Raw genomic sequence first — 10,608 nt, 5'->3', positions numbered from 1 at the left:
TTTAAAGGCCTGCAATCGTTTCATGTGTTGAATTTTGGCAGAAGTTAGGTAGAAAACCGTGCCTTATATCCCCGCCCTGAAGGACGAAGCTTTACGGCACACCTGGTAAATGTTCCGGCAGCGATGTAAAAAAAACGACATTAAAGCCAATATCTCCCCGGTAATAGTAGTCTTTCACCGGGTAACCTTTTCTTCCTTCTGCAATCACGCCAGTCTGATAACCCCTGATGCCATGTAACAACATCCAGATCGCAATAATGTAGAGCAGGCAAGAAATAGCAACCAACTTATAATCCAATGCAAGCAGCCTTACGAAAACGATGTACATCTTGGATTTGCCAATATGAGGCGGCAGCAAAAATAATAGTGAAAACACCTAGCATTGGCACTATCGAACTGTAGCCAAACATGACCAGGTGTGTGACCAGTAGCAGAAAGAAAGAGAATGATATTACAGCGTTGATAACACCAGAGGCAGTGATGAGTACAAGACCACAACGATAAAGCCACGTACCAAGCATTTGAATTTCCTGTCTGTGTGAATTCTAATCAATAATACTTGGCTAGATCCTGCACTACCAGCCTAACTGGACTGAATCGGAAACGTCCAGTGCAAACGGGATTCAGGGGGGGAAGTCCTTTATGGGTGTTGGCGCACCGCCGCAACTACTGGCAAAGTAGCTTGGTACCCACAAACGCCTTTATAGTAATACTGCGCAGCAATGTCTGGACGATCACGCCTAAGTAATCGACTGGGCACACCTTTAAGGCTGTTAACCAAACTGGATACCGCTAATTTTTGTGGGCAATTGACCAGCACATGAACGTGATCGCTTTCCCCCTCTATATCAACCAGTTCAACGTCAAAATCAGCGCACATGCTGGCAAAATAGCTGCGTAGCTTCTCTATAGCATCCTGATCAAATACTCTGAGTCGATATTTGGTAACAAAGACCAAATGGTCAGCAAGAGCGTAATATGAGACGCTTCGCTGGGGTATGTCAAAAGTCGTGCGATTCCGATTAGACAGAATAACTGGAACGTCCAATGTGGCGGGGAAATAATTGAGGAGTAGAAAAAGGCCGCTGGTGCGGCCTGATGAAGCGTGTTTGAGTCGTTCAGGACTTGAAGAGTTGAACCCATTTGCCAATTGCCCGTAAACCCTCGCCCAATCTGAACTGACCCCATAAAATCACACTGGTTGAAGCTTGCCGTAATCACCGGCATCGCGTCGGGAGAGGATATCAATAGTGTCCCGTAACTGCCGCCGCTTCAAGCGGGTGGTCAGAGTTGGCAACAACGGCCGTGCGGGCAACTGGATGGTAGCCGTTACCTCCGGTCGCCGTAGCCATCGCGACAGGGTGGTCTGAATTGGCGACAACGGCTGCACGACCAACCGGATGGTTGCCATTACCCCCGGTAGCCGCCGCCATCGCAACAGGATGATCTGCATTGGCGACAACGGCCGTGCGTGCAACCGGATGATAACTGGCAATAGCAGGGAGAGTTGTAGTAGCGAAAGCCAAAGCCAAAGCCAAAAAAGTTTGTTTCATTGTTCACCTCTATATAATTCCGGGCTGATTGTTGACTGTATCGACCCTTACAATTATTGATAGTGCAGTATTAATGTTGCTATTTATAATGACAAGGGCAGTGTTGTTTATTATTAAATTTCAATGATTGAGTGGACAGAACCACCTCTATGTCCAGGTGTGCGGAAATCGCCACAAGTGGTACTTGTCTATCGGGGAAGCCACATAAGGCAACAACTTGTTTACTCCAATGCGCTGTAAAGCCTCATCTTTCTGAACTTCACCCCAAATCATGGATCCTATCTATTTATTATCGATAGCCGCCAACCCTTTTCTTCAAGAGAAAACATAAAGACAATAATAGCCAGGGTTATCATTTTGTGATTTTTCAATTTAATGATGTTCAATGTTATTTGTTTTTAATTTTTTAAATTATTAATTTCTTAAATTTCATTGGCTTTACGATTGAAACACTGAAAGTTTTATGATTATCTAATTTTACAGCATAAAACCACACTTGTTAATTTCCTTATTTATCTTGCAGAGATTTTTATGATGTCTAAATATTATTGCGTGACCTCAATAGGCATGGATGGCATGGGGAACAATGTCAGGACTGCTGTTGAAATTTATAAATAAATATTTAGTTGTTTCTTTTTTGCTCACATACATTTTCAATGAACTCAGGAAAACTTGCAAATGAAAATATCCCAAAGCATACTCTTTATTAGCTCTTCATTGATTGTGGGTTCCACTTCAGTATTTGCCAGTCATCATTTCGAATCAGCTCAGGTAATAAAAAATCCTTCGCTGAATCAGTTGGATAGCTTCGTGTTTCAGTCTTCTCGTCCGGATGCAACTGCAGTGGTCATGACATTCAATCATTCACCAAAATCAGGTGATAATGGTGTCTACAATACCAGTGCGCTGTATAATATTCATATCGCAGAAGATGATAAATATCTGAAAGGTTATACCTACAGCTTTAAATTTGATAGCAAGGGAAATTATACGGCTTATAAACTTGATGAGCCCAATGCTGCGGCCGGAAAAAAAGGTAATAAAATAGGTGAGGGATCAGTAGATAAAACATTAACACTTGCCGATGGTACACAAATATGGGCTGGCGTAGCCAAAGATCCTTTCTTTGGCAATTCACCCGGTCTCCACATTTTTCGTAAACAGCTTGCTGAAGGAAAATACGATCCAAACGTATGGAGAAGCAGTCAAGGGAAAAACATTTTTACCGGTCGTAAATGCGCCGCCATCGTTGTTGATATTCCAAATAAGCAATTGGGCAAAAAAATTGCAGTATTCATGACCACCGATCTGGAAGAAAACAATAACTGGCAACAGGTACAGTATTCAGCCATTCCGCTTCTTTCACATAGCATGATGTTCGAAAACTCAGTCCTGAAACAAGAGCATGACCAGAGTCGTCCGGGTAAGAACTTAGATATGAAAGATATCGTTTCAGCCCGCATCACTCGTGCCAGCTTATTAGCGCATTCGCAAAAAGATCCTGTCGCCTATGGGGATAAAGTTGCCAACATGCTTATTCCGGACGTGATTACCTATAACGTTGGCACAACGGCAAAATTTTCGGCAACGAATATCAATGGCCGTAAAATGAGTGATGACGCAATGAGTGAAATGCTGACATTGCTTATAGGTCAGCCAACCAGTCAAGTGATCACTGATCAGAAAGTTTATAGCCAGACCTTTCCTTATGTCATTCCGGCTTCATTAAACTGATCCCGTTCTAGTGATGGCCGCTAAACTGAGCGGCCATCCTGTATTGGGGGGAGAAAGGTTGTGCATTCACAAATCAATAATATTCTTTGGCTCGTAAAAAGAGCGATTTTAATCTGTGTAGCTATGCTCAGCACATCAGTTAGTGCGCATGATTTCTGGATCCTTCCACATGACCCTACTGGAGCGGTTGGCGACAAGGTCATTTTTGAATTGCGTATCGGTCCAGGCTGGCCGGGCACACGAACCGCCCGTATCCCCGGTCTCATTTCTACCTTTAATGCCTGGGATATCCAGGGAAAGCGTCTTGTTGAAGGTCATGAAGGGGCACTGGTCATCGGTCATTTGAAAAACAGAGTACCGGGTACCACAACGGTTGGACTGACGACTAACGGTGCGCAAATCACTTTGGCTGCTGATGAATTTGAGGACTACCTGAAAGAAGAAGGCCTGAATAAAGTTATCCTGAAACGTCGCGAAAATCAGGAGTCAGGACAACCAGGGGTGGAGATCTTCTCGCGCTTTGCAAAAACACTCATTCAGGTTGGTGATAAGAGCGAAGGATATGACCGTGTCGTAGGGCTGGAACGCGAGTTGGTTTTATTAACAGACCCTCTGAAATATCAGCCCGGAGAACCGCTTGAACTGAAATTACTTGCTCATGGAAACCCCTTGCAAGGGATTCAGGTGAAGGCAGAACTTAATACGTCGCCGCCCACCATAATAAAAGCGATAACAAACGTCGAAGGTAAAGCCAGTTTCGCACTTCAGGAAAAAGGCGAATGGTTGTTTAGCGCGGTTGACATGGAGCCCTCAAGCGATCCGGATGCTGACTGGCACAGTCTCTGGGCTTCTTTGACCGTCATGCTTAAAGGAAAATAATTCGGATGAAATTTCGTTTGTCAGGCTCGTTATTGTTTTTAATCTTGCTATCAACTGCTCCGGCATACGCACACGTCAATGGCGAGGCTGGGTGGTTGCATCCTCTGTCAGGGTTAGATCATCTGTTGGCAATGATTGCCGTTGGCGCCTGGAGTAGCCAGATAGGCGGGCGCGCCATCTGGATCGTGCCTTCTGCTTTTGTCTGTTTCATGTTGCTGGGGGGGCTGGCAGGATTTGAGAATATCGAATTACCAGGAACTGAAATTGCTGTTTCTCTGTCGGTCGTTTTGTTAGGTACCGCCATCGCGCTAAAACAGAAACTGCCTGTGGCAATCGCCGCTACTGCAACGGCATTGTTTGGTGTCTTTCATGGCTATGCTCATGGATATGAAATGCCGCTGATGAGCAATAAAGTTGCCTATACACTGGGCTTTCTGGGTACTACCGCAATGCTGCATGTTATTGGCGCTGTCGGTGCATATTATCTTTTGAAAAATCCCGCTGGCGACAAATTACTGCGCTTACTTGGCACCGTAAGCGTTATATGTGGATTCTATTTGGTTTCACAAGTTATTTAATAAAACAGCAGGGAACAAAATGATAAATTAAATATTCATATTAACTAATTATCTTCTTGCCGATATTTTTCAAAGTTCCTTAAGTACTGGCAGAAAACACTACAATAAAAGATGACTGAACAAGTCATCAAAGCTGAATTTAACTCGGAGGAGGCGGTTAAACTTCCTGTTGGTTTTCGCCATTGGATTCATGTCGGGGCATTTATTAAGGAAAAGGATATCGACATCTTTGATAACAGAAAAATCACCGCCCCACTGATTGGTAATAGCTTTTTTGAATAAATCAGATTTAGAGTCAGTATTCCTGTAACAGCTTTACTCTCAGGTAATACGTACGTTTTCTGGCATACCCGCCTTCGCATTGCCTCTGCAGCATACCTGGCACCTATAGCGCTGAAGTTTAGCTTTACTCATCAGATTCATTCTGTAAAAAGAATGATTCTATAACATAATCAACACGTTGAGTGTTTGGCTACATAGGAAATATAAATAAAGCACACAGCAACATAGAAAAAATATCTAATGTTCGCCCTTGTTAACATCAGCAATTTCTGTACTCCCAGGGATTTACCTCCACATAAGCATCTTTAACATCTGCGCTATTGCGGAGATATTCATCATTTTTTGATAATACAGTGTGATGTAGGTCAAGCAGTAACAAAAAGAACTCAGCCTGATGATGAGCCTCAACCCTCCTTTAGTACGAGCAGTCTGACGAGTAACAGGCTGAATGAACCGCTTTAGTACCCTCAGCGCTGGCTGCCGACGAATATCACCATCAATAATAAAAAATGCTCTTACCCCTCGTTGAATTAAAGCCATTAAAATAACGAATTTAAATAATTAAAATAACTAAAGCTGCGAATTAAAACCATTAAAACTATTCAGTGTCATTTGCATATATTGAGCATCATCACAACATTTGATTAACAATTTAGTCTATTGTGTGTAACACCAAAGAGGAGAGGGTTTCATTAATCTTCGATAAACCGTTAATCATCATCACAGGATCTCCATGAGAGCGATTCGCATATCGCGCTGTTATTTATTCCATTATCACAATATTGAGCAGAGTTATTTGCCCAATACAACTTGACGACCCTGGAAATATTTACGCTGTTGTGTATTGAAATAAAGGGTTCATTTTCGACAAGTCTAAGCTCGTCAGGAGTGTTATGCCTCAGGTTTCAGAAAAACAGGGTGGTATTCAGTTCTCTGCCGTGACGAAACGCTTTCCTGCCCAGAATGGGGTAGCGAAAACCGTTTTACACGATGTCAATCTGGTGGTTGAACCCGGCATGTTTTGTGCCGTGGTGGGGCCTACGGGCTGCGGTAAATCAACTACCCTGACCTTAGCTGCCGGGTTATATCGGCCCAGTGCCGGGGTGGTTCGTGTCTCAGGGGAAATCGTCGATGGGATCACTCGAGGGGCGGGTTTTGTCTTTCAGAACGATGCATTGCTGCCCTGGAAGTCCGTGTTGAAAAATGTGGCTTTAGGGCCTGAGTTTCGGGGGATCTCAAAGAAAGAAGCTCAGGAACATGCCCGTGAATGGCTGCAAATTGTCGGTCTTGCAGGTTTCGAAAATTATTACCCTTATCAGCTTTCTGGTGGCATGCGTAAACGCGTCAGCCTTGCCGCTGCATTGATCAACAAACCATCGATGTTGCTGATGGACGAACCCTTTTCGGCACTTGACGTGCAAACCCGCGCCATTATGTCTAATGAATTACTGACGTTATGGGAAAACACACGTCCTTCAGTGCTGTTTGTGACCCATGATCTGGAGGAAGCGATAGCACTGGCTGATCGGGTCGTCGTCATGACCGCAGGCCCCGCAACCGTAAAGGCCATATTTGACATTGACCTGCCCCGGCCCCGGGGTGAAGTTCAGGCTATTCGTTTCTCCCCGCGTTTTTTGGAACTCTACCAACAAATTTGGGCTTCTCTTCGTGAGGAAGTCGAACAGGCCTACTCACGTACAACGTCAACGACGACGGGAGCATCAACATGAGTAACATTTCTCTGGATAGCCAGGCTGCCGGCACCGAACCTGCGGGGCTGAATCTGGCGCAAAGAGCACGCCGACGCAAAATGCTCGTGCTGTTGGGTCGTATCGGTTTATTTGTGTTGACCATTGGTGGCTGGCAATTGGCCACCGTATATGGACTTGTGGATCCATTTTTCTTCGGCTCGCCACTCGGTATTGCACTGCGTTTATGGGACTGGATCCAACATGGTACCGCCTATGGTTCTATCTGGTTGCAGATTGGCATCACCCTCGAAGAATCTTTACTGGGCTTTGCAGTGGGTGTCACCAGTGGCATTGTTTTCGGTGTATTACTGGGTGAAATTCCTTATCTGGCTGATGTTATTGGCCCTTATATCAAAATGGTCAATGCGTTACCGCGTATCGTGTTGGGATCAATTTTCGTGATGTGGCTGGGACTTGGCATGTCATCAAAAGTGGTGCTGGCCGCCGTACTGGTGTTTTTTGTGGTGTTCTTCAATGCTTTCCAGGGAGTGCGCAGTGTTGATCGTAATTTGGTTTCCAACGCGCGAATTTTAGGTGCCTCGCGGTTCGATGTGATCTGGCATGTGGTATTCCCGTCAGCTATGACGTGGATTATTGCCAGCCTGCATGTGGCTCTGGGCTTCTCGATCATCGGGGCTATTGTCGGAGAATTTCTCGGTGCACAGAAAGGCTTAGGGCTGGTCATTGCCACAGCACAAAACACCTTCGATGCTAATGGAGTATTCGGGGCCATGTTGATCATCGGTGTTATTGCATTGAGCGCAGAAGTGTTGATGTCAGTCATCGAGAAAAAATTACTGTCCTGGCAACCCCCCTCAGCATCGGAAAGCAATATGCCGGGTATATAACCCCAATACATCCTTTTGGGTCATCATTTTTTTCGTGTTATTTCAGTGAACTCATTGATCTTCAGGAGAAGTGAACAAAATGAAAAAGAACAGCTATGTATCAACGCTACTGACCCGTTTAACCTGTGCGGCAGTACTTTTCAGTGCGCAGGGTATCGCTGCAACACTGCCTCAGGTCACGATGATGGTTGGGGGTATCGACAAACAAATTTATCTTCCCTACCAGTTGGCGCAAAATCTGGGTTTTTTCAAAAAATACGGCGTCGATATGCAACTCAGCACTGAACATAATGGTGGTGTCGGGGCTGAAGAGGCCATGCTGTCTGGTCAGGTCGAGATGTCTGGTGCATGGTATGAACACACCATCGAGTTTCAGCAACTGGGTAAAGACGTTATCGATATCGTGCAGTTAAGTGGAGCACCAGGAGAGCGTGAGATGTGTACGACAAATTCTGGAGTCAAAACGCCTGCTGACTGGAAAGGTCACGTTGTTGGTGTCACCGATGTCGGTTCCGGTACCGACGATTTAACGCTTTATCTGGCCAGCCGTCACAATCTGACGTCAAAAGATTTTACCCGCGTAGGTGTCGGGGCTGGACCAACGTTGATTGGTGCGTTAAAACACGACCGTATTACCTGTGGCATGACGACTCAGCCGACCGTTAATGCCGTTGAGAAGATGCATCTGGGGTATTCCGCTATCGACCTGGCAACTGGTGAAGGTGTGAAAAAATGGCTGGGTGGCTACTTGCCATCAGCCAGTGTGCTGGCTCGGGCTGATTGGGTGAAAGTTCATCCGGCGGAAACACAGGCTGTCGTTAATGCGATGGTGGCTACTATGCGCTGGATCGATACACATAGCGCAGCAGAAATTGCCGATCACCTGCCTTCCGATTTCGTGAGCAACCCCCTGTCCACCCGACAGGAATATATTGATGCACTGACGCAGGATAAGGGACAATTTTTGCCTGATGGCATGATGCCAGAAGGTGGACCAGAAACAGTGCTGAAGATCGAACAAGCAGTGGGTAAGATAACTAAACCCGTTAATCTTGATGCGACGTATACCAATATTTATGCGATCAAAGCGAATGAGCTGCTGGACTCGGAAGCGAAAGCAGGCAAATAGACCTTTACCCTGTATAATGGGCGTTAGCCAGCCAGATCCGACTTGACATCCTCCCCGCCCTAAAGGACGGGGATTCCTACAGCCAGACGGCGATGCCCCGCCGCGAGAATGTTTTTTGCGGCGTTTACGTCGCGATCATGAGCGGTTCCGCACTCACAACAAATCCATTCTCTTATTTCAAGGTCTGCCCTACCTTTCGGACTGCTTGCAGGAATACACCCGCAGCACGAACAAACCTGAGTGGAATACGCCTCGTTAACGGCTTCAAACACCACTGATCGCGCAATCGCTTTATATTCCAGTTGTGTCTTGAGCATGAACCAGCCCGCATCCAAAACGCTTTTCGCCATTTTGGTTTTGACCAGCTTCTTACTGCTAACGTCGCCTACGAATATCGCCGCGTGGTTGTTCACCAGTGCCGTACTGTATTTATGCAGGGCATCTTTGCGGCGGTTCTTTTCTTGGCGTGGATGGTACGGACACGGGCTTTGCTCTGCCTCCCCTGCCTAAAAGGAAGGGGAGGCAGAGCAAAAGAATGGTGAGATTATCCTTTGGGCCGTTCGCGGGTACTGTAAATACGGCATCAGCTATCGCGAGCTTCAGGAAATGCTTGCCGAACGGGGTGCCAATGTCGATCACACGACCATTTATCGTTGGGTGCAGCGTTATGCACCTGAAATGGAAAAACGTCTGCGCTGGTACTGGCGCCATCCTGCCGATTTGCGTTCCGGGCATCTGGATGAAACTTACGTAAAAATCGGCGGGAAATGAGCTTATCTGTATCGGGCAGTTGATAGCAGTGGCCAGACTATCGATTTTTATCTTTCGCCCCGGCGTAACACCAAAGCGGCTTATCGTTTTCTGAAGAAATTATTGGGAGGACTCAGAGACTGGGAGCAACCCCGGCGCATTATTACTGATAAAGCGCCCAACTGTGGCAAAGCGCTTGCGCTGCTCAATCGCGAAGGGAAATGCCCGCAGGGTGTGGAGCATCGGCAGGTGAAATATCTCAATAATGTTATTGAGTGCGATCACGGAAAACTGAAGCGGATCATCAATCCGGCATTAGGTTTCAAATCGATGAAGACTGCTTACGCGACAATTAAAGGTATTGAGGTGATGCGGGCGCTACGCACAGATCAGGCTACACCCTGGTACTATGGCCATCCACAGGGAGAAGTGCGTCTGGTTAATTACGTTTTCAGCCTCTGAGTCCATTTAACTAACGGGAGGTTTGTCCCGTGTTGCTGTTTGCAACAGTGCTGATCATATTACCTGTGCAAGCGTTTCACCGGTAAGCATGATGTGAAAAGTCACTGAACACCATTAATTTGAAACAGCATTTTTAATATATCGACGCAAGAGTTTTCGCAGGAAATATAACAGTTAACACTTTAAGAATGCATGGGCGACCTTTCATCGATAACTTATATAAAAATAAATATCAGAAATGTATTTTTTAATTTTAGAATAACAACACTCCTTCAATATAAATTATATTGTCATCGCAATGTATCATTATTTTCTTTTACCGAGCCTCCAGCCTCTGATGTCAGATTTAACTAACGAAATACTGATTGAAAACTAAAAAAAGGTAAACACATGAGTCAAAACAGTAGTAATCGTAACCCTTTATCTGCCAGCCTGCTGGCCTCCCTGACCGCCACAGATAACCAGTTCATCCCGTCACCGGCAGCGCCCGGCCTGGTCAATATTGACACTGTTAAGGATGATGTCGGGCAGAAGACCGGTGTTATCGGCAATGAAGGACTTACTGATGACCTGACTCCGACCCTGGGTGGATTCGTGGACGGCGGCGCAGGTATTGTTATCAGTATCTATGCCAATACCGAA

General features: G+C 45.7%; 11 protein-coding genes and 2 pseudogenes. 9 read left to right on the top strand and 4 right to left on the bottom strand.

Annotated features, from left to right (window positions below; all coding sequences use genetic code 11):
* Positions 1–91: 91 nt before the first annotated feature.
* The 3 genes and pseudogenes from FH968_RS23000 to FH968_RS22990 form a co-directional block, all read right to left on the bottom strand.
* Positions 92–298: a hypothetical protein gene (locus FH968_RS23000; RefSeq protein ID WP_223271375.1), complete on the bottom strand. Its 207-nt coding sequence runs from the start codon at positions 296–298 to the stop codon at positions 92–94.
* Positions 299–623: 325 nt separating this feature from the next.
* Positions 624–1,000 (bottom strand): annotated as a pseudogene (tnpA, locus tag FH968_RS22995) (IS200/IS605 family transposase).
* Between the two features lie 244 nt (positions 1,001–1,244).
* Positions 1,245–1,553 carry a hypothetical protein gene (locus tag FH968_RS22990; protein ID WP_139883721.1) on the bottom strand — a complete coding sequence of 103 codons (309 nt, stop codon included), beginning with the start codon at positions 1,551–1,553 and terminating at the stop codon, positions 1,245–1,247.
* Between the two features lie 678 nt (positions 1,554–2,231).
* Between FH968_RS22990 and FH968_RS22985 the strand changes: the two genes are divergently transcribed.
* The 7 genes from FH968_RS22985 (at position 2,232) to FH968_RS22960 (ending at position 8,754) form a co-directional block, all read left to right on the top strand.
* Positions 2,232–3,287: a DUF4331 family protein gene (locus FH968_RS22985; protein WP_139883718.1), complete on the top strand. Its 1,056-nt coding sequence runs from the start codon at positions 2,232–2,234 to the stop codon at positions 3,285–3,287.
* Between the two features lie 60 nt (positions 3,288–3,347).
* Complete coding sequence (locus tag FH968_RS22980) at positions 3,348–4,166, top strand: DUF4198 domain-containing protein (RefSeq protein ID WP_139883716.1); 819 nt, start codon at positions 3,348–3,350, stop codon at positions 4,164–4,166.
* A 5-nt stretch (positions 4,167–4,171) separates the two neighbouring features.
* A complete protein-coding gene (locus FH968_RS22975) occupies positions 4,172–4,744 on the top strand; it encodes a HupE/UreJ family protein (RefSeq protein ID WP_139883714.1) in 573 nt (190 codons plus the stop codon).
* A 111-nt stretch (positions 4,745–4,855) separates the two neighbouring features.
* Entirely contained in the window at positions 4,856–5,026 is a 171-nt protein-coding gene (locus FH968_RS23755) for a hypothetical protein (protein WP_189389337.1), read from the top strand.
* An 893-nt stretch (positions 5,027–5,919) separates the two neighbouring features.
* On the top strand, positions 5,920–6,756 hold the full coding sequence (locus FH968_RS22970) for an ABC transporter ATP-binding protein (RefSeq protein WP_139883712.1): 837 nt from the start codon (positions 5,920–5,922) through the stop codon (positions 6,754–6,756).
* On the top strand, positions 6,753–7,625 hold the full coding sequence (locus FH968_RS22965) for an ABC transporter permease (protein WP_139883710.1): 873 nt from the start codon (positions 6,753–6,755) through the stop codon (positions 7,623–7,625). The genes FH968_RS22970 and FH968_RS22965 overlap by 4 nt, the downstream gene beginning before the upstream one ends.
* A 79-nt stretch (positions 7,626–7,704) precedes the next feature.
* A complete protein-coding gene (locus tag FH968_RS22960; RefSeq protein WP_139883708.1) occupies positions 7,705–8,754 on the top strand; it encodes an ABC transporter substrate-binding protein in 1,050 nt (349 codons plus the stop codon).
* Positions 8,755–8,813: 59 nt separating this feature from the next.
* On the opposite strand, the gene FH968_RS22955 is transcribed toward FH968_RS22960, so the two are convergent.
* A complete protein-coding gene (locus tag FH968_RS22955) occupies positions 8,814–9,167 on the bottom strand; it encodes an RNA-guided endonuclease TnpB family protein (protein WP_223271374.1) in 354 nt (117 codons plus the stop codon).
* Positions 9,168–9,297: 130 nt separating this feature from the next.
* Between FH968_RS22955 and FH968_RS22950 the strand changes: the two are divergent.
* Positions 9,298–9,966: pseudogene (locus FH968_RS22950) on the top strand (IS6 family transposase).
* A 390-nt stretch (positions 9,967–10,356) separates the two neighbouring features.
* A partial coding sequence (locus FH968_RS22945; protein ID WP_139883706.1) for a hypothetical protein occupies positions 10,357–10,608 on the top strand: 252 nt, incomplete at its 3' end.

Source organism: Buttiauxella sp. B2, assembly GCF_006376615.1.
Lineage (GTDB): Bacteria > Pseudomonadota > Gammaproteobacteria > Enterobacterales > Enterobacteriaceae > Buttiauxella.
The sequence above is the reverse complement of the archived record's forward strand: the minus strand, read 5'-3'. Positions and strand labels throughout refer to the sequence as shown.